The organism is Afipia sp. P52-10 (assembly GCF_000516555.1).
Classification (GTDB): Bacteria; Pseudomonadota; Alphaproteobacteria; order Rhizobiales; family Xanthobacteraceae; genus P52-10.
Map to the genome: position 1 here is coordinate 63,262 of NZ_AZSJ01000001.1, position 17,612 is coordinate 80,873.

16 protein-coding genes are annotated in these 17,612 nt (G+C 61.3%); 9 read left to right on the top strand and 7 right to left on the bottom strand.

What is annotated here, in order from left to right; genetic code table 11:
• The first annotated feature begins 2 nt into the window (after window positions 1-2).
• On the top strand, window positions 3-1,130 hold the full coding sequence (locus tag X566_RS00320) for an ABC transporter permease (protein WP_034462657.1): 1,128 nt from the start codon (window positions 3-5) through the stop codon (window positions 1,128-1,130).
• A 61-nt stretch (window positions 1,131-1,191) separates the two neighbouring features.
• Here the strand turns inward: X566_RS00320 and X566_RS00325 are convergent, their stop codons facing one another.
• Window positions 1,192-2,430 (bottom strand): MFS transporter, encoded by a 1,239-nt coding sequence (locus tag X566_RS00325; protein WP_034462658.1) that lies wholly within the window; start codon window positions 2,428-2,430, stop codon window positions 1,192-1,194.
• Between the two features lie 343 nt (window positions 2,431-2,773).
• Between X566_RS00325 and X566_RS00330 the strand changes: the two genes are divergently transcribed.
• The gene (locus X566_RS00330) at window positions 2,774-4,081 is read left to right on the top strand and encodes a hypothetical protein (RefSeq protein WP_051443750.1); all 1,308 of its coding nucleotides are present in this window, start codon (window positions 2,774-2,776) and stop codon (window positions 4,079-4,081) included.
• Between the two features lie 174 nt (window positions 4,082-4,255).
• Here the strand turns inward: X566_RS00330 and X566_RS00335 are convergent, their stop codons facing one another.
• Both X566_RS00335 and X566_RS00340 read right to left on the bottom strand, forming a co-directional pair.
• Entirely contained in the window at window positions 4,256-6,034 is a 1,779-nt protein-coding gene (locus X566_RS00335; protein ID WP_173402555.1) for a DUF3141 domain-containing protein, read from the bottom strand.
• A gap of 230 nt (window positions 6,035-6,264) precedes the next feature.
• Entirely contained in the window at window positions 6,265-7,881 is a 1,617-nt protein-coding gene (locus X566_RS00340; protein WP_244434620.1) for a heavy metal translocating P-type ATPase, read from the bottom strand.
• A 345-nt stretch (window positions 7,882-8,226) separates the two neighbouring features.
• Between X566_RS00340 and X566_RS25540 the strand changes: the two genes are divergently transcribed.
• Together X566_RS25540 and X566_RS00350 are read left to right on the top strand one after the other, a co-directional pair.
• A complete protein-coding gene (locus X566_RS25540; protein WP_152539753.1) occupies window positions 8,227-8,634 on the top strand; it encodes an NrsF family protein in 408 nt (135 codons plus the stop codon).
• The gene (locus tag X566_RS00350; RefSeq protein ID WP_034462661.1) at window positions 8,624-8,902 is read left to right on the top strand and encodes a DUF1109 family protein; all 279 of its coding nucleotides are present in this window, start codon (window positions 8,624-8,626) and stop codon (window positions 8,900-8,902) included. The genes X566_RS25540 and X566_RS00350 overlap by 11 nt, the downstream gene beginning before the upstream one ends.
• A 74-nt stretch (window positions 8,903-8,976) precedes the next feature.
• Here the strand turns inward: X566_RS00350 and X566_RS00355 are convergent, their stop codons facing one another.
• The 3 genes from X566_RS00355 to X566_RS00365 form a co-directional block, all read right to left on the bottom strand.
• Window positions 8,977-10,251 carry a cyclopropane-fatty-acyl-phospholipid synthase family protein gene (locus X566_RS00355; RefSeq protein ID WP_034462662.1) on the bottom strand — a complete coding sequence of 425 codons (1,275 nt, stop codon included), beginning with the start codon at window positions 10,249-10,251 and terminating at the stop codon, window positions 8,977-8,979.
• Window positions 10,252-10,389: 138 nt separating this feature from the next.
• Complete coding sequence (locus tag X566_RS00360; protein WP_034462663.1) at window positions 10,390-11,046, bottom strand: isoprenylcysteine carboxylmethyltransferase family protein; 657 nt, start codon at window positions 11,044-11,046, stop codon at window positions 10,390-10,392.
• Window positions 11,047-11,067: 21 nt separating this feature from the next.
• On the bottom strand, window positions 11,068-11,334 hold the full coding sequence (locus tag X566_RS00365; protein WP_034462664.1) for a DUF2933 domain-containing protein: 267 nt from the start codon (window positions 11,332-11,334) through the stop codon (window positions 11,068-11,070).
• 971 nt (window positions 11,335-12,305) lie between these two features.
• On the opposite strand from X566_RS00365, the gene X566_RS00370 reads away from it, so the two are divergent.
• From X566_RS00370 to ppk2, 3 genes are all read left to right on the top strand, one after another.
• Entirely contained in the window at window positions 12,306-12,650 is a 345-nt protein-coding gene (locus X566_RS00370; protein WP_034462665.1) for a hypothetical protein, read from the top strand.
• Window positions 12,651-12,916: 266 nt separating this feature from the next.
• On the top strand, window positions 12,917-13,735 hold the full coding sequence (locus X566_RS00375; RefSeq protein WP_244434621.1) for a Crp/Fnr family transcriptional regulator: 819 nt from the start codon (window positions 12,917-12,919) through the stop codon (window positions 13,733-13,735).
• Window positions 13,736-14,502: 767 nt separating this feature from the next.
• Window positions 14,503-15,273 carry a polyphosphate kinase 2 gene (gene ppk2, locus X566_RS00380; protein ID WP_034462666.1) on the top strand — a complete coding sequence of 257 codons (771 nt, stop codon included), beginning with the start codon at window positions 14,503-14,505 and terminating at the stop codon, window positions 15,271-15,273.
• A 478-nt stretch (window positions 15,274-15,751) separates the two neighbouring features.
• Here the strand turns inward: ppk2 and X566_RS00385 are convergent, their stop codons facing one another.
• A complete protein-coding gene (locus X566_RS00385; RefSeq protein ID WP_081739991.1) occupies window positions 15,752-16,408 on the bottom strand; it encodes an RNA polymerase sigma factor in 657 nt (218 codons plus the stop codon).
• Window positions 16,409-16,812: 404 nt separating this feature from the next.
• Between X566_RS00385 and X566_RS00390 the strand changes: the two genes are divergently transcribed.
• Both X566_RS00390 and X566_RS00395 read left to right on the top strand, forming a co-directional pair.
• The gene (locus X566_RS00390) at window positions 16,813-17,328 is read left to right on the top strand and encodes an acyl-homoserine-lactone synthase (protein ID WP_275451007.1); all 516 of its coding nucleotides are present in this window, start codon (window positions 16,813-16,815) and stop codon (window positions 17,326-17,328) included.
• Between the two features lie 29 nt (window positions 17,329-17,357).
• A complete protein-coding gene (locus X566_RS00395) occupies window positions 17,358-17,603 on the top strand; it encodes a hypothetical protein (protein WP_034462736.1) in 246 nt (81 codons plus the stop codon).
• Window positions 17,604-17,612 lie beyond the last annotated feature (9 nt).

Sequence of the window (17,612 nt, forward strand, 5' to 3'; positions counted from 1 at the left end):
CGATGCGGCGCTGGATCGAAAACGCCTTCCGTCTCGGCGTCAAGGAATTCGCCAGTCTGTCGCGCGATGTCGTGATGGTGGTGCTCATCGGCTACGTCTTCACCTTCGCTGTCTATTCCGAAGCGACAGCGATGCGAACCGACGTCAATGACGCCAAGGTGGCCGTCATCGACGGCGATCGCTCGACCCTCTCGGGCCGGATCAAGGACGCGCTGCGGCCTCCCTATTTTCGGCCGGCGGTCGAGATCGACCGCTCGAGCCTCGACGGCTTGATGGACAAGGGCGCTTTCACGTTCGTTCTCGACATTCCGCATGGTCTGGAAGCCGATTTTCTCGCCGGACGCAACCCGACCGTTCAGGTCAATGTCGATGCCACCAGCATCTCACAGGCCGGCGTCGGCACCGCCTATATCCAGGAGATCGTCGCGCAGGAGACAACACGCTTCCTCAAGCAGGCCCCCGTCGAGACGCTCGCCCCGGTCAAGCCGGTGATCCGCGCGATGTTCAACCCGAACCTCGAAGCCATCAGCTTCACGGCCAGCATGGGCGTCATCAACAATGTCACCATCCTCGCCATCATTCTGGTCGGCGCCGCGGTGATGCGGGAACGGGAGCATGGCACAATCGAGCATCTTCTGGTTATGCCGGTGAGCGCCAGTGAGATCATCGCCGGCAAGATCTGGGCAAACGGGCTGGTCATATTGCTGGCAGCCGCGTTCTCGCTTCACGTCGTGGTCGAGGTTGTCCTGCGCACACAGATCGTCGGCTCGATCGAGCTGTTTCTTGCCGGAACGGCCATCTATCTCTTCGCTGTGACGTCGCTCGGCATCCTCCTCGCCACCGTCGCGAACTCCATGCCGCAATTCGCGCTGCTCTCCATCCCGGTCTTCGTGCTCATGTTCCTGCTGTCCGGCTCCTTCACGCCGTTCGAGAGCATGCCGCGCGCCCTGCAGCTGATTATGGACCTTTCGCCGTCCACGCATTTCGTGCGCTTCGCTCAAGCGGTACTTTACCGGGGTGCTGGCGGTGATGTCGTCTGGCGCGATCTTCTGGTCATGGCAGGGCTCGGCGCGGGGTTCGTGTCGGTTGCTCTTTACCGCTTCAAAGCTATGCTCGCGCGCCCGTCGTGACGATCGGCCTCGAGGGTGCGACGCGCGGGTCGAGGCTTGTCCGCATGGGACTCGACGGCAGCTAGCGACTTGCTGTCGGTTCCGGCATGAGAAGGCGGGGCAGACGTATGCAGGCCAACAGTGTGGCCAGGATGAGCAATGCAGCGAGGAGAAAGCTCGCATCGGGCAGGACCGGCAAATTGAACAGCGCGCCGCCTGCGACCGATCCCAGGGCCTGGCCGAGACTGGCAGCGGCAGTCATGCGACCGAGCTGTGCGCCCTGGCTTGTCGGAATGCCAAAGGAAGACCAGTAGGTGGCGACCGGCGACAGCAGGCCGGCGCTCGCTGCCACCAGTGCGACTGCAACCGACATCAAAACAGACGTGTTAACGACCGAAACGACGACCAGCCCGATGGCAAGCGTCGCCAAACCAGGCGCAATGAACCAGCGCGTGAACTCTGGCTTGATGAGAGGCGAGAATACCAAGGCTTGCACGACCGCCATCACCAGGCTGCACTCGGCAAACATGATGCCGATATGCGCAGCGTCGAGACCAAGGTCCTTGCCGCGCAGCGCCAGTCCGACTTCGAAGACGCCAATTGCGAGGGCCGTCACCAGCGCGATCGCGAGGAGCCGCAGCATGGCGGGCCGTTCGATCTGCGCGGTGTCGGGCGTCACATCGACGTTGTCGCGGCGCGAGCCCGAGGGAAGCAGGATCACCACCGACACGGCTGCGATCACGGCCAGCCCTGTCGCCGAGAGCAGCGGCATCGCAAGAGAGCGATCGGGTGAGAAAATCCAGACTCTGCCAGCGACACGCATCGCCAGCCCACCGAGCAGAGGCCCGATGAAGAAGCCGGCGGTGCCCGCTATATTGATCAGCGCGAAGCGATGGGCGCGCCATTCTTTCGACGGCGCATAGTCGCCGATGAGCGCATAGGCGACAGGTGTGATAGCGGCGGCGAATAAGCCGCCGAGAAAGCGGCCGAGATAGAGAAGCGGGAGACTTTCCGTGACGGCAAAGAATCCGGTGGTCACCGCGAAACCCAGAAGGCCGACCAGGATGATCGGCTTGCGCCCGCACCGATCGGAAATCCGTCCCCAGATCGGAGCGCCGATGAAGATCGCGATGATGTACGCGCCCGTCAGTAGCCCCGTATGCCATGACAAGGCCTGTGGCGTGCTCGCGCCGGCGATCTGCTCGATCAGGAAAGGCAAGATCGGCAGAGCGACGCCATAGCCGACCGTGATCGCGAACATTGCCACCAGCACCGCCGAAAGCCCGCGCCAACCGAGGCTCTCCGGTTCAGTTGCAGCCATGGCACAGAGCCGATCTTGTATGAGAACACCGGTCGCGCTCTGCGCCTGACGCGGCTCTTGCAATTTCTAGGTGGGCGAACAGCCAATTGAGCTGCAAAGCGTTCGACACCATTTCATCCACGCCCTTCGACGAGACGTCGCGCGCGAGCNGACCAGCGGGGCGCCAAGGGCTTGACGAGCGACCGAAGCTTCGAGCTAGACTTGGGATTCAACGAAGTCTTTAATCCGCATCAAGCTTTTAGCCGACATCGTCGTTTGTTCGTGCTCCAGACGACGATCAGCCATGCTAGGTACAAGAATCGATGTCTGGCGCTAGCCTGACCGGGGAAGAGCGTCCGACACCATGTCCGAAGCCTTGTTATCGTCTGTTCCCGTACCTCACGCCGACCTGTTGCGCGAGCTGATCCGACGCTGGCGCGATGACCCAGGCGCAACCTACCGCTCGTGGTTCTTGTGGGACGAGCGACTGAAGAACTTCCGCTCGATACGGCGCGGTCTGCAGGTGGTGGTCGCCGAAATCGAAGCAGGTCGTTTCGGCGTCGCCTATCGAGGTTCGTCGCTCGAAACGGTAGTTCATTCGATCGCCGAGCAACGCCAGATATTCAAAGGTGCGGACCATGCCTGGCTGTGGAAGCCGAAGCTGCGCATCCCCGACATCTACGAAAGTCCAGAAAACCAACGCGCGTTCGGACGATTGCTCGACAACTGCTCATGTTGCGACACCGCCGAGGAGGTCATAGGTCACATCCGGGCGATCGATCAGCGCAAGATCAAGGGATTGGGACCTGCCGCCGCCAATCTTCTCTACTTCCTGCATCCGACCCTGATCCCGCCGTTCAACACTGCCATCGTCAACGGCTACAACGCCGTGAGCGGCGCCAAGGTAAAGCTCGGTTCATGGGACCACTTCCTGGCGATGCGCGCCGGTATCCTCGATCTCAACGACTGCTACCGCGACCTTCTATCCAATGACCTAGGCGCGATCGGCGGATTCTTGTTCGACGTCGGCTCGGGGCGTTACCCCGCCCCGCCGCTCGATCAAGAGGGCTCTGCCGCCCGCGACTGGCTGGGCCAGCTGGAGCAGGCGCGCGCTGAGGCAAGCCGCCTCGACAAGGCGGTGGCAGCGCAGGGCGAGACCGATCGCACCCATGCGGAGATTCAGGCATGGTTGCGCGATCTCGGTCTTGCGCTTGGCCATGACGTGTGGATCGCCGCCAACGATCGCGGCCGGCTTCATCAGGGCGTTCCCTTAGGCCAAGGGTGCCTAGAGCGGTTACCCGATGCCATCGCAACTTCGCCTGGCGCGGACTCGATCCGGCTGATCGACGTGCTGTGGCTCTCCAAAGGCGGAGGCGTCGCGGCCGCCTTCGAGGTCGAACACTCGACATCGATCTACTCGGGAATCGTCCGCATGCTTGACTTGGCATTGTCGGGCGGCGACCTGCACGCGACCGCAGGTCTGTTCCTGGTCGCGCCGGACGCGCGTGAGGCAGACGTCCGTGCCCAGCTCCGCCGGCCGGCGTTCAGCCGGATCGCCGATCTGGATTTCGCCTACCTCTCCTATGGCGAGCTTGAGAGGAACAAAGACGCGATCGCCCGCTTCGGGTCAGACCTCAAAGCAATCAGAGCCATAGCGAGTCCGCTTCGCTGACGCGAGAGCCGTCGCGCGTCGTCCTGGCCAGGCTGTTGTGGAATGCCGCCCTTTGCTGGCGGTGGTCCCGACCCTACGAAAGGACGTGTCCGATGAGCATACCTGCAAAGGCGGGACATCAGAGCCACATCGATTCAACATCGATCCGATTTATCGAACTGCCGGACCCAAGACCTAGTAGTCGTAGAGCCCACGAAAAGCCCGCTCCTGTGCGCTGTCCCGCGTCTCGCGGGCCATCTCGATGGCTGCTTGCATCTGTTCGCTCAAGGTACGCTCCGCAGCACGCATGGGATTGTCCATGGCCGCGGGAAGCCGCTTCGCGCGAACTTCGTCGGCAAGCCTTGCGATCACATGCATCCACGGTGAAAACTTTTCGGAGAGCATATAACGGCTGGTCCGCATCGGATGAAGCCATCGCAGCACCTCGGCCGACCACGGCGTGGTCATGGCCTGAACCCACGGGCTGACGAAGTTGCTGTAGAGCGTCTCGTTCGCCTGCGACAATTGTCGCACGCGTTCAAAGGCTTTCCGCGGATTGTCGAAGGCCAAGTCTTCGACGCGCCGCTCTTCGAAGGAAACGCTGTATTGCGGTTTGCGACAGTCAGGATCGTTGGTCGGGTTGGAGATCTTCATCTCGTAGAGGCCGGGCGGAAGGTTCACGACGTCATCGAGGCTCTCCAGGATGGCGCGGTGTTCCAAACGCGCGACCGACGCTGAAACGAAGATACCTAGATGCCCCACGCGGGGATCGGTCATGAAGACAATTCTCTGGCCTGCCTCCTTCAAAGCATCTGTGGTCTTGTAGACGGCCTTAAGCCAGGCCAGAGCCTGATGGGGCGGCGTGATGTTGTCGCCGTAGGAGGCAAAGATCACCAGCGGGCTCTTCAGACTACGCAGATCGATCCTCACCGCGTCACCGAGCTCAAGCGTGCCCTGCTCAAGCTCGTTGCCAATAAAGAGATGATCGACGATCTCGACCATCTCTTGTCGGCTGAAGCTATACCACGCGTTCCACCAGCGCTCGAATTCGAGGAACCGCTTCTCTTCATGATCGACGTCTAGGTAGAGACTTGCGTATTTGTCCCAGATCGCCGCCTCGGGTTTGAGTGTTTCAAAGTTCTGGACGAGCCAGGCGCCGTCAAAGCGGCCATCCCCAAGATCGCCAACGAAGTGCGTGAGCCAGCTCCCGCCGAGCAGGCCGCCGGCGAGCCGCATGGGATTCGCCCCGGACTCGCCTGCCCAATAGGAGAGGGGCGAGCCGTTGAGGACGATCGGGCCGACTGGCGCTCGGCAATGAATAGCGACCAGCATGGCGGCCCACCCAGCCTGGCAATTTCCGTACAGCACGGGCTTCTTGCCGGGATGTCGCGCGATCACCTCGTCGACAAAGTGGTGCATCGCATGGAGGACATCGATGAGCCTTTGATGCGGGCTCGGCGCCGGAAAGAAGCTGACGAAGTAGACCGGAAACCCTTCGTGCAGAGCCATGCCGATTTCGGATTCGCGCTTGAAGCCGCCGATGCCCGGCCCGTGTCCGGCGCGCGGATCCATGATGATGACAGGGGGCTTGGAATCGTCGACGCATGCGTCCGCGTGCTCGGTGTCGGCGGTCGTGATCCGGAGGAGCGCATAATTCGCTGGGCGTTCGAATCGCCTCGCATCCAGCAGCATTTCGTACTGGAAGGTGAGCACCGGCGGCATGCCGGCTTCCTCGTGCTCCAGCATGGTGTTGGCCCGCTTTCTCAGCACGTCCCAAAACAGGACCGAGCGCTGCCAGGCGTCGATCGGATAAGCCCATATCCCGGCGGGGTCGAACAGCGTGCTCGCAGCTTGGCTGGACGGCGCCGGATCGCGCATGTCGGCGCGCGGGGAGAGCAATGCAGGAAGAGCCGCCGTCCCGGATTGGGCCAGTGGCGCGCCTTGCTGGCGTTCCGCAGGGATAGTGACTGGCATCGGAAACTCCTCACACATGGCGCGTGCCGCACGCGCTCCTGATCTCACGCCGCGCTGAGCATCTTGTCCTCGACGGACCATTAGGGTTCACGGTCGGGCGCCGCAGCGCCGCCGGTTCTTCGCGCCAGCTTCTCAGGACCCAGACCTTGGTCTGTCCCCTTTCGGTTGCGTCCGATGGAGGATTAACAGCCCCGGCCATCCTTTTCGGATGGCCGGTTTGCAGAAGCCCATTATCCTTGCCTGCGGTAAAAGCGCAGGAACTGCGCATTGATGGCGACAATGATGGTGCTGGCGGACATGAAGACCGCAGCGACGGCCGGCGTCATCAGGAAGCCGGTGCCGAAGGTAATCCCGGCGGCCATCGGAATCGCCACGGTGTTGTAACCCGTCGCCCAGATGAGGTTCTGCACCATCTTGCGGTAGGTGGCGCGGGACAGTCCCAGAATGGCCGCGACGTCGCGCGGATCGCTCTTCACGAGCACGACATCCGCGGACTCGACCGCAACATCCGTGCCGGCACCGATGGCGACGCCGAGGTCCGCCTGAACCAGCGCTGGCGCATCATTGACGCCATCACCGACCATCGCAACCGAGAGCCCGCGGGCCTGCAGTTCCTTGATCTTGTCGGACTTCTGGTCGGGCAGCACCTCTGCGAAATACTCCGCGATGCCAAGTTCCTTCGAGACGCTCTCGGCGACGCCCTTCGCATCGCCCGTCAACATAACCGGCTTGATGCCAAGCCGCGTCAGCTCGGAGATCGCGTCCTTGGATTCCGGCCGGACGATGTCGGCGAGTGCGAAGAGTGCCCGCGGTGCGCCATCCCTCAGCAGCGCTACCACCGTCTTGCCCTGAGCTTCGAGTTGCTTGAGCTTGTCGTGCGTGACGGGCTTGCCCTGCCGGGCGAGATGGCCGGGGCTGACGATACGGATGTCTTGGCCATCGACTTTCGCGACAATGCCTTCGCCTGTGATGTTGCTCACCTCGCTGGCCTTGGGAATGGTCAGGTTCCTGCGCTTGGCCTCGGCGACGATGCCGTGAGCGATAGGGTGTTCCGATTGATTTTCCGCTGCCGCGGCAAATGTGAGTTCCGTGTTCTCGTCCCCATCAGCAAGTAGGACAATGTCGCTAACCCCGAAGCGGCCTTCCGTCAGCGTGCCGGTCTTGTCCAGCACGACAGCGTCGAGATTGCGTGCCCGCTCGAACGCGGCGCGGTCGCGGATGAGTAGGCCGTTGCTGGCGCTCAGCGATGTGCTGACGGCGACCACCAGCGGCACGGCAAGCCCAAGGGCATGCGGGCAAGCCACGACCATCACGGTGACCATGCGTTCCAGTGCGAACTCAAGCGGCGCGCCGAGCCAAAGCCACCAGACGAACAGCGTTCCGAAGCCGACGACCAGGGCAATGTAGGTCAGCCAGGCGGCCGCCCTGTTGGCGATATCCTGTGTCCGCGAACGCGTCGCCTGGGCTTTTTTCACCAGATCGATGACCTGGGCGAGATAGGTCGCGTCACCTGTCTTGGTCACTTTGATGGTCACGGCGTTGGCGCCGTTGATCGCCCCGCCGATCGCCGTTGCACCGACCGTCTTGGTGACGGGACGCGATTCGCCCGTCAGCATGGCTTCGTTGAAGCCTGACGATCCCTCGACGATTTCTCCGTCAACCGGCACCTTGGCGCCCGGGCGGACGATGACGCGGTCACCCGGCTTCAAATCCGTGATCGATACATCGTGCGTCGTGCCGTCGGGATCGATGCGTGTGGCGTGGTCAGGCAACAGCCGGACTAGCTCCTCCAATGCGCGCGACGCACCCATCACCGAGCGCATCTCGACCCAATGGCCGAGCAGCATGATGGCGATATCCGCGACGATCGGCGGCCTTGGTCATGTCGGCCAACAAACCGTAGAGCTCGATCCCATGAGGATAGAGAACACCGTCACCTACGGGGGATTTATCACCCTTCCGGGCAACGATCGGTATGAAATCGCCGTCACGGTTATCGTTCCGGCACGTTCGCGCCCAGTGTCGGTGACCTTCTCAAGCGCTCACGTTCAATAGACCGGGCACAAGCGACGCCAGCGCGCGATCGCCGCCGCCATTCGGATTCGTCCGGACTGAGATCTCAAGAGCGCGTTAGTAACAAAGTGCTGCTTGATTACGAAAGATATGGGTAGGCCCTCGTCTGGAGGCTGACCATGACATGGCACCGACTTCGAACGGAACGGTTGATCGAAAGGCTTGTCGCCGACCTACGGCCTTGGCAAATCGAAAGGCGGATCCGCACCCATCGGCTCTCGATGGCTGCCGTTCTCGCGATCGTCTTGCCCCCGCTCGCACTTGCGCAGCCTTTTCGTGCCGATCTCGCCTCCCGATTGGCGGATGCGATGTTCGTCGCCTCTATCGCGACCTCCGCGATGATCTTTGTCACAGGTCTCGTAACGGTGCTCATACTGGGCACCCCAGGCCGATCGTGCTCTGGCTTCTGGTTCCGCTGGTTGCTTGCGGGCTATGGCTCGTCTCGGAGTCAGCAAGCATTGCCGTCGACCTCTTCCGTGAGGGTTGGCGTGCCTGGGCCTTCGAGACCAGCCCGCAATGCCCGCTGATCATCGGGGCAGTCGGCGTGCCGGTTTCTTCGCCCTCGTTGGCGTCAGCCGGGTCGGCCTCATTGTGTGGCGAGGACCGATCATCGCGATTGCCGCTCTGTCGGCCTTTTCCCTGCCCGCAACCATGTTGAACCTGTTTCACAGCCTGGACACGGGAGCGATGGTCCTGCTGTGGCATTTCGGCGCCATCACTGTTTTCTCGATCACCGCAGCTTTCCTCCTCAGCCGTCGCATTCCGCGCGGGTTGTGCGACTGGCTCGGATTATGAGCGGCCGGTCGGCGCAAGAATGACCCTCTGATTGGCGAGCGCACGCGACCAGCTCATTGCGGCGGCACGGCTTTTCAGCTGACCGCCGCGAAGGCGGCCTCCTCTATCCGTTCGCATTCCGGCTGGTCGATCATGACGCCCTGCAAGCGGTGTTCTTCCTGCTGAATATAGTTGCGGGTGAGCGGTACGGCGTTCTGCCGTCTGGCGATCTGTATCTGGAACACCATCATGCCTTGATAGCGAAAGGCGAGTTCGGAGACGCCGAGATAATACTCCCACAAGCGGGCGAAGCGCTCATCAAACAGGTCGACCACTTCAGTGCGGCGGGCGAGAAATCGCTCGCGCCAGTGTCTGAGCGTTTCCGCATAATGCAGGCGGAGGATTTCAATGTCGGTGACGACGAGGCCCGCCCGCTCGATCGCCGGCAGCACCTCGGAAAGCGCCGGGATGTATCCACCTGGAAAGATATACTTCGCGATCCAGGGGTTGGTGTAGCCCGGCGCATCAGAGCGGCCGATCGAGTGAAGCAGAAGCACGCCATCCTCATCCAGCAAATCGCGGCATTTTCGGAAGAAGGCGTCATAGTTGTTCACGCCGACATGTTCGAACATGCCCACGGAGACGATGCGATCGAAGCGTTCGGTCACGTCCCTGTAGTCCTGCGACCGAAAGTCGAGACGTCCCGGATCTAGAGCAGCAGCGGCGCGGGCCTTGGCGAATTCGAGCTGCTCGGCCGAGAGGGTGATTCCGGTGACGCGGGCGTTGAACGTGTCAGCGAGGTAGAGTGCCAAACCTCCCCAGCCGCAGCCAATGTCAAGAATGCGCGCATTGTGACGGGCTCGCAGCTTTGCTGCGATATGGCGCTTCTTGGCCTGCTGCGCCTCTTCCAGGGACATGTCTGCGTTTTCGAAGTAGGCGCAACTATATTGCATGTCGCTGTCGAGAAAGATTTTGTAAAGCTTCCCGCTGAGGTCATAGTGATGGGCGACGTTTCGCCTGGATCGCTTGCGGTCGTTTTTTTGCGCCAGCCGCCGAAGGGCGAAGCGCAGGCCGGACAGCATTTTTGTCGCGATCGGCGGGGCGCCGGTGCGATCCTGGGACAAGAGCAACTCGAGCAGCTGCGTGATGGTGCCCTGCTCGACAAGGAGGTCGCCGTCGACGAAGGCCTCGCCAAGGTGCAGTTCCGGATCGAGCAGGACCCGTCGCTGCGCCGTGGCAGATCTGAACCGTATCGCAACCGCGAAGCCGCAGCCGTCACCGAATGTTCGGGCGATACCATTGGCTGTCGTTATCGTGAGACTTCCGGTTTTGATAAGACGACGAAGAGATTTGAAAACAAGGGCATCCATGGCCGCGCTTTCTCAGTCGATTTGACGCAAACCCGGACTAGAATGCGCGTGGACGGGCAGCAGACTTTAACGTGGATTGAACAGACGCAGCGCTGAAGTCATAAATGGTTGAGTCGATTATCGGTTCGACAATTGCGCTCATCCTCTCGCATCGGCGCGCTGCGCCGAGAGACGCGGAATGAACGCCGGAACTTCTCGCATATAGCGCGCATAGGCGTCGCCAAATTCGGCGAGAGATTCGCGTTCTTCGTGCTTGGAAAGTCGCCAATACATGAAGACCAGGACAGGGAACATCGCGAGCGTCAGCAGCGTCGGCCACTGCAGCAGAAAGCCGAACATAACCAGGACGAAGCCGACATATTGCGGATGCCGGATCCGCGCGTAGATGCCTGTCGTTGCCAGCTTGTGCTGCCGTTGCGCCTGATACAGCGGCTTCCATCCGGCGGAGATCAGGATGAAGCCGCCGCCGATAAAGACGAAGCTCAGGATATGGAAGGGACCGAAGTGGGGATTAGCGCGCCAGCCGAACAGCTCTTCGAGCAGGTGGCCGGCGTCATGCGAGAACCAGTCGACGCCGGGATAGCGCGACTGCAGCCAGCCGGAGAGCAGATAGATCGTCAGGGGAAAGCCGTACATCTCGGTGAAGAGCGCGATGATGAAGGCGCTGAAGGCGCCAAAGGAGCGCCAGTCCCGCGGCGTCGCCGGCTTGAAGAAGCTGAACGCGAAGAAAATGAAGACGATCGAGTTCAGAACAACGAGGGACCAGAGACCGTAGGCTGGAATACTGTCGTGCATCGGGGCGCTCCGCTGGGATCATCAATGCTGGTGCGGGGATTGGCCAGGTGGCGACGTCGGGGTATTTTGGTCACCGCCATGCCCGCCGTGTTTGCCGTGCATGAACACATGCAGGAGCGGGCATGCAAGGATGAGAAGAAAGGGCAGCCAGCCCAGAAGATGCGCGCTATGTTCCGTGATCAGGTAGAATGCGGCGATCGCCAGAAAGCCGTAGAGTGCAATGTTCGCCGCGCTGAAGCGGCTCGGCCGCTGTGGCTCTTGGTTCAGGTGGTCGGTGTGTGGTTGCATCACGGCCTCGCCGGGTTAGTGACCTTGCCAAATGACGATGGGCATAGTCCTTCCCGAGGAAACGAAGGGCCGCTGCCGTGAGCGGTTTGGCAAATCGCGCGTCTGCTCACCTGCGAACGTTTGAGCGCCTCCAGCGAGCCAGTCTTTAATCTCGGTTAAAGCGGCGACGCCGGCGCGCGGAAGCCGCAGGCGGCGGCCGACCTAATGTCTGTCGGTCCGTCGGGACCGGCGCGGTTTCAAGGCTGTGCTCGTCGTTGCGTATCGAAGCCCCCTCGCGCCACGAGAAGGTGCGGCGGCCGGCGAGGCATCATCCCCCCGAACCGAAGAGACCGATGGCAAGGCACTGAATTCGCGCACCAGGCTTGCCACCGATCGCGCGCACGAACCAACGCGGATGTCGATGCCGGACGCGGCGAGGCGCTCCCGCTCGGCGCTGCCGATAAACCCGCAGACGAGCTTGGTGGCTCCGCTTGAGAGGATGAGCTCACAGGTGGATTCGCTGGTTCGCTCACGATTCGGTCGAAATTCTCGAGCCGGCGAGAGCGGGTCGATCAGGAGCAGGCCATCGCATTTGGCGAAGAACGGGCACAGGAGGGTTCTCTGCCGGCTGCGCGAGACGAGCAGCGCGACCCATCGCGTTCGTTCTGCCGGTGTCGGGTCTATCGTGGGCATTTCCGATCCGCAGGACACGTCCTAGAGCATTTAGAGATCATGGCCGGGGCATTTGCACTTTAATCTCGATCAAACATCGATCGAACAGCGACCAACGCCATGAAAGGGCACGGGATTTCAAGGGAAGGGCCGTTCCGTGGCCGATAGGTTCGCGTGATTGATCTGAATCAAGACGCGTTTTCCTGGAATGTGATGGAGATTAGCCGTCGGCTTCTTTCAACAGCGCAAGAGGGATAAGGTTCATCCTGCGCGCGCGGTTGCGGCGCGGCCGCCAACGGAAAGCCTATAGGGGCGAGCGAATGCTCAGGATCCTGGCCTTGCTGATGTTCTGCACGCTGTCCTTGCTTGCGCAAGGGGCATCGGCGCAGGCTCATGCGGGTCATGCCGGCCAAGTCAGGCCGCAGAGCGACGCCAGCGTATCGGCGGTACTCGTTTCCGCGCCGCAGAAGAGTGATTGCCTGTTCCATGATGTGCGCTGCTGCAAGAGCATGTGCGCCATGTGTTATCTGCCGATGCCACCACAGGATCAAGATGTCCTGACCATTCGGCTGGAGTCCTCTGCGCTGCTGCCCTCGCGCGAGGATCTTGCGCGGCTCGTCTTACTCGGAAGCGATCCTCCCGTCCCGCGCTTTTGCGACCTCTAGGGCTTCCTGGCCATCCTGTACCCCGCTGCTTCGTTGGGGACATGGCTGAGTTCGGCTACGCCCGACTGAGTGACTTGGCACGGGCCAACGGTCATCAGCGACATTTCTGCCAAAGAATTTGTTGGGCTGCGTGAGCAGCTGCCGCAACGGGCTTCGCGCCCGGGAGGTGTAATGTGAGCTTGGATCGAGCGTCTTTAACAGAAAAGACAGCCCGGTCGCTCCGCCGCGACGATTGGGGAACCGTCGAGCGCGAGCGGAATGGACTGGTGTTACGTGAATTGTCGTTGGCTGACGCGAGCCGCCGAAGCTGCGCGCGGGGCGATGAGTTGATACGGCGTCGCGGGCGCCAGGAGGCGCAGGACGGCGCGCCGGCAGGCGCGTCGGCCGGTGGAGCTTTGCCGACCGAGCAACATCGTCTGCTTCCCGGCTACCACACGGGCGATCGCAAAATCGAAGCCGGCCGCGACCTGTTCAGCCTAGGGTGGACAGGCAAATCGGTTTTCAATCTGCTCGATGGCTGGGTAGCTGTTTATACGCTGTTGGAGGATGGTCGACGGCAGATCGTTCAGTTCGCGCTGCCGGGCGCGATCCTGGGGATTCTGCCGTCAAGACGAGGGCCCGCGACGATCGGCGCGCAGGCCTTAACGGAGGTGACCGTAGCCGTCATTCCTGTCCCTGTCCTGACCGCCCATACCCGCACAGAACCGGAGATCTGCCAGCGGCTGGTGCGGTCGCTGGCACGCGATTGCAGCCTCGCCTTCGATCATCTGACGAGCATCGGACGGCGGTCGGCCCGCGAGCGGGTTGCGCACCTGCTCCTCGAGCTGTTCACGCGCTACCGCGCACAATGGCCGGGCAATCATATAGAGGAGATGACGCTCCCGCTGACGCAGGAACAGATCGGTGATGCAACGGGGCTCACGTTCGTCCACGTCAACCGCGTGCTCAGCGCGATGCGCAAGGAGGGTATCGTTCAATTCCACTATCGTCGATTGCGAATACTGAACCCAGATCGACTTATCGAGGTCGCCGGCGTGGACCCCGAAACGGCGATGGGCTGGCTCGAGCGCCGACCGTGGACGTAGGTTCGACTGAGTTGAGCAATGGCCTCCAGCCGAAGTTGCAGAGCGTGCGTCGCCGGCCGCAGCCGTCCACTTCGGACCATGGTCGTGGCGGTCAGGCTGATGATCGGTCTCCTCACCAGGCTCCAGGCAACTACGCCGCGCACCGGAACCCGCAAATACGCAAAGCAACGAAGCCATCGAAGCCACTTGGCCGAGCGCACCAACTAAAGGGCCTAGGGTCGTTGATGCTTAATCGAGATTAAAGATGCCGCATCTTGACATGGCTAGCTTCATGGATGGTGAAGCGAATGCGCACGAAGCGCAAGCAGCAGCAACGCCTCTATCATCATGCCTTTGGAGCAGGAGCCATCGCGATGAAATCTGTCGACGAGACCAAATCCCCCGCGCATGCCGCGTCGACTTCCGCCTCTCGTTGCGGAGACCACAGGAGATCGGAAGGTGGGACAGCCCATGCCCGCGACACATGCGCGTCTCACGAAGGCGACGCCCAACCTGCGGCAACGGCAGGATCCGCTGGTGATCAGGGTGGCTCAGCCTCCACCGCGCGCGTTCAACCGAAAAGATCGAGCTGCTGCGGCGGGGGTTGATATTGCCTAGCCGCGTAACGCGGACAGCGCGCCGTATGCGCGCCTGTACGATCTCGATTCCGTCACCCGTTTGGCGGAGACCGCTTTCCGGAATGAACCTTTGGCCTGAAATCCCTTCCAGGCCTAATTGAGCGCCTGCAACGGCGGAATGCATGACAGACTAGATGGCAGGATTCGTAAATGGGTAAGAAGGACAAGCGCGACGCCGCGAGCAAAGCACTTCGCGAGCTCCAGGTTGACCTGTCGCGGCTCCAAAAGCATGTCATTAAATCCGGCAAGAAGGTTCTGCTGCTCTTTGAGGGACGAGACGCCTCCGGCAAGGACGGAACGATAAAGCGGATCGTCGAGCATCTCAGCCCACGCGACACGCGTGTTGTCGCCTTGGGCAAGCCGTCTGACAGAGATCAGAGATCCTGGTATTTTCAACGTTGGGTTCCGAACCTGCCTGCCGGCGGAGAGATCGTGCTGTTCAATCGCAGCTGGTACAACCGTGCCGGGGTCGAGCGGGTTATGGGCTTCTGCAGCGACGAGGACTATGAAGAATTCCTAACGACAGCACCACTCTTCGAGCAGTTGCTCGCCCATTGCGGCGTCACCATTGTCAAATACTATTTGGATATCTCGCGGAGTGAACAGAAACGTCGGCTGAAAGAGCGACGAGATGACCCACTGAAGCAGTGGAAGCTCAGTCCCATCGACGACGCTGCGACAAAGCACTGGGATGATTATAGTACAGCCCGCAATGAAATGCTGGCCAGAACGCATACGCCCTTCGCGCCGTGGACTATGGTCCGCGCAGACGACAAATCGGAGGCCCGCCTTAACGTCATCCGTGATCTTCTGACGCGTTTCGAATTCGGCGGAAAGGATCGTGCGCGCGACCTCCCCGACCCGAATGTCGTATTTCCCTATGACAAAGCGGCGCTGACGAACGGCCAGATCGCGTCGTGATCACGTCATGTGGGTCGCCCTCGAAAACAGAGTAACCCGACAGCCCATGAACGTGCAGGTTACCACCCCAAGGACGCTCCGATAATGGACCACTCGTATATGATGCTCGGCTACTGGTCATCTTGGCACTGGGTCGCGTTCGTTGTGTTTGCAGCCTTGGTGCTTTACCCAATTGGGCGCATTCTCGCTCGGATTGGATACTCACCATTCTGGTCGGTTCTTGCATTCGTGCCGCTGGCCAATCTGCTCGGCCTCTGGATCGTCGCGCTGGGAGAATGGCCGCGACAAGGGTCTCGTTCCTCATGACGCGAGCGTTTCGTCCCTCGATGGCCCGCTTGAGAACGACGATTTAGGTCGCAGGCGACCTACTTGGCTCTCAATTGGAACCGGTGCGTGAGCGATCCTGATCGCGCCAGATCAGACACACAGCCGGCGGTCGGTATGGGTGCAGCCATGAAGTATCGGCGAGCGCCCCGGGTTATGGGGTGGTCTTGGCCTTGGCATCGGCGAACGCTTGCGTTTGTTCGCCTTTTTCGCAATGGCAATCCAAGAAGCCATGCACCGGACACGTCCGGCACATCTCTTCGAGACGTTTGCGCAACGCCTGTCGGCCGCGATGCAATCGCACGGTCAGATTGTTCAACGACGTCCCCAAACTCTCCGCCAAACGGTTCCTCGGTTCTCCGAGAATATCGGCGCGCCAGATGATGTCGGCGTATTCTGCTTTCAGCGTCGGCAATAGGCGATAAAGACAGTTGCAGATCGCCGCGTCGAGCTCCTCATCGACGGGGTGGTTCTCGACCTCAGCCTGATCGACTACGATTTCGCGGCGGCGGCGGCGTGCCGTCTCTCGTTGGTAGTCGACGATCGTTGTCGCGAGGATGCGGCCCAACCAGCCGCGCACCATTCGAACATCGTGGAGCTGAGATGCGCGTTCGAGTGCCCGCAGTGAGAAGCGCTGCAAGACCTCGTCTGCCGCGTCGCGATCGCCGAGGCGCCGCTGGAGGAACTGAAGGATTTGCTTTTGGGCTTCGACCAGAGCGCTCTGCACGGCGCGGTCGTGAGGCTTTGCAGCTTCATGATCCTCGACACCGCGGGACGCTGGCATGTCGTCTTGGTGGCTGTTTGACGCCATGCTTCACATTCCTTGACTCGAAGATGCGCGAGGCGCGCAGGTCAGACTGACAGGAGAAGGCGCCAGGTCTTTAACCCAGATCAAGATCTGTTCCTGAGCTCGCTCGCGTTCCTGCCTACGGCATTGCATACGCGGCGAGATAATCTGTGCCATTGCTTCCGAAATATCGCCCGCTTTTGACCTTGGGTCGTCCCGCACGAGCTTCCAATCGCGATTTCAATGGAGCTTTGTACCCATACAATGTGGGCAGATAGCATGCGCAACTCGGCCTTGTTCTCATTGCCGAGGAGTTCAACATGCTCATGGTCATCCCCGGTTCGGACGTCAGTCGGCACCCCGCCCTGATGAACCGCGCCCACCGATTCCGTCACGGCGTCTTCGTCGAGGAGAAGGGCTGGTAGGAGCTGCGTCAACCCGATGGTTGCGAGCGTGACCAGTTCGACGACGCATATGCTGTTCATCATATCTGCCTGCGCGGCGAAGAGATTGTGGGTTATCAGCGCCTGCTGCCGACCACCCGTCCGCACCTGCTGACGAACGTGCTGACGGACCTTTGCCGGCGCGCACCGCCCCGCGGCCCGCGTATCTTCGAGTGGACGCGCTTTTGTGTGGCGCAAGGCCACCGCGAAATGCGGCCGCGCGGCGATAGTCCTTTCCTCGAGCTCGCGCAGGGCGTCGTCGAATGGGGGGCGGCGAACCGGGTCGACACCGTCACCGTCGCGATCGACTGGCGCCTTATGGTGATCGCCATGCAGCTCCGCTTTTTTGTGAGACCGCTCGGGTTTCCCAAACGGGTCGGCCGAGACGAGGTCGTGGCGCTGCGCATGTCATTCAATCGCGAAACGTTGACGACGATTCAAGCGGCACGCGGGTGCACCGATCCGGTTCTACCAACTGCGTGCTGGCCGTCGGCTGCGTGACGCGATGAAGATAAAATGGAGGAGTGCTTGTGATACGAACTGCCGATACCAAGATCGTTGCTCACGAGCTGCATGCCCGTTACGATCATCTACGCGCCGTAACTTTGATCGGGCGCACGCTTCAGAAGGCGCTATTCGCCGGGAGATCCGACGAAGTCGTCTTCTGGGCGCTGGTTCACGCCCATTATCGGGGTGGCGATCTGTGCACGTCGACGGAAGATCAGCTTAATTTCTTCTCGCCCTTCATTATCCGCGATCCGTCCGAGATGAATTGATCATCAGGC

Coding starts and splice junctions, on each gene's coding strand:
- X566_RS00320 (WP_034462657.1), top strand. CDS start 3: ATGCGGCGCTGGATCGAAAACGCCTTCCGTCTCGGCGTCAAGGAATTC.
- X566_RS00325 (WP_034462658.1), bottom strand. CDS start 2,430: ATGGCTGCAACTGAACCGGAGAGCCTCGGTTGGCGCGGGCTTTCGGCG.
- X566_RS00330 (WP_051443750.1), top strand. CDS start 2,774: ATGTCCGAAGCCTTGTTATCGTCTGTTCCCGTACCTCACGCCGACCTG.
- X566_RS00335 (WP_173402555.1), bottom strand. CDS start 6,034: ATGCCAGTCACTATCCCTGCGGAACGCCAGCAAGGCGCGCCACTGGCC.
- X566_RS00340 (WP_244434620.1), bottom strand. CDS start 7,881: ATGCTGCTCGGCCATTGGGTCGAGATGCGCTCGGTGATGGGTGCGTCG.
- X566_RS25540 (WP_152539753.1), top strand. CDS start 8,227: ATGACATGGCACCGACTTCGAACGGAACGGTTGATCGAAAGGCTTGTC.
- X566_RS00350 (WP_034462661.1), top strand. CDS start 8,624: ATGCCCGCTGATCATCGGGGCAGTCGGCGTGCCGGTTTCTTCGCCCTC.
- X566_RS00355 (WP_034462662.1), bottom strand. CDS start 10,251: ATGGATGCCCTTGTTTTCAAATCTCTTCGTCGTCTTATCAAAACCGGA.
- X566_RS00360 (WP_034462663.1), bottom strand. CDS start 11,046: ATGCACGACAGTATTCCAGCCTACGGTCTCTGGTCCCTCGTTGTTCTG.
- X566_RS00365 (WP_034462664.1), bottom strand. CDS start 11,334: ATGCAACCACACACCGACCACCTGAACCAAGAGCCACAGCGGCCGAGC.
- X566_RS00370 (WP_034462665.1), top strand. CDS start 12,306: ATGCTCAGGATCCTGGCCTTGCTGATGTTCTGCACGCTGTCCTTGCTT.
- ppk2 (WP_034462666.1), top strand. CDS start 14,503: ATGGGTAAGAAGGACAAGCGCGACGCCGCGAGCAAAGCACTTCGCGAG.
- X566_RS00385 (WP_081739991.1), bottom strand. CDS start 16,408: ATGGCGTCAAACAGCCACCAAGACGACATGCCAGCGTCCCGCGGTGTC.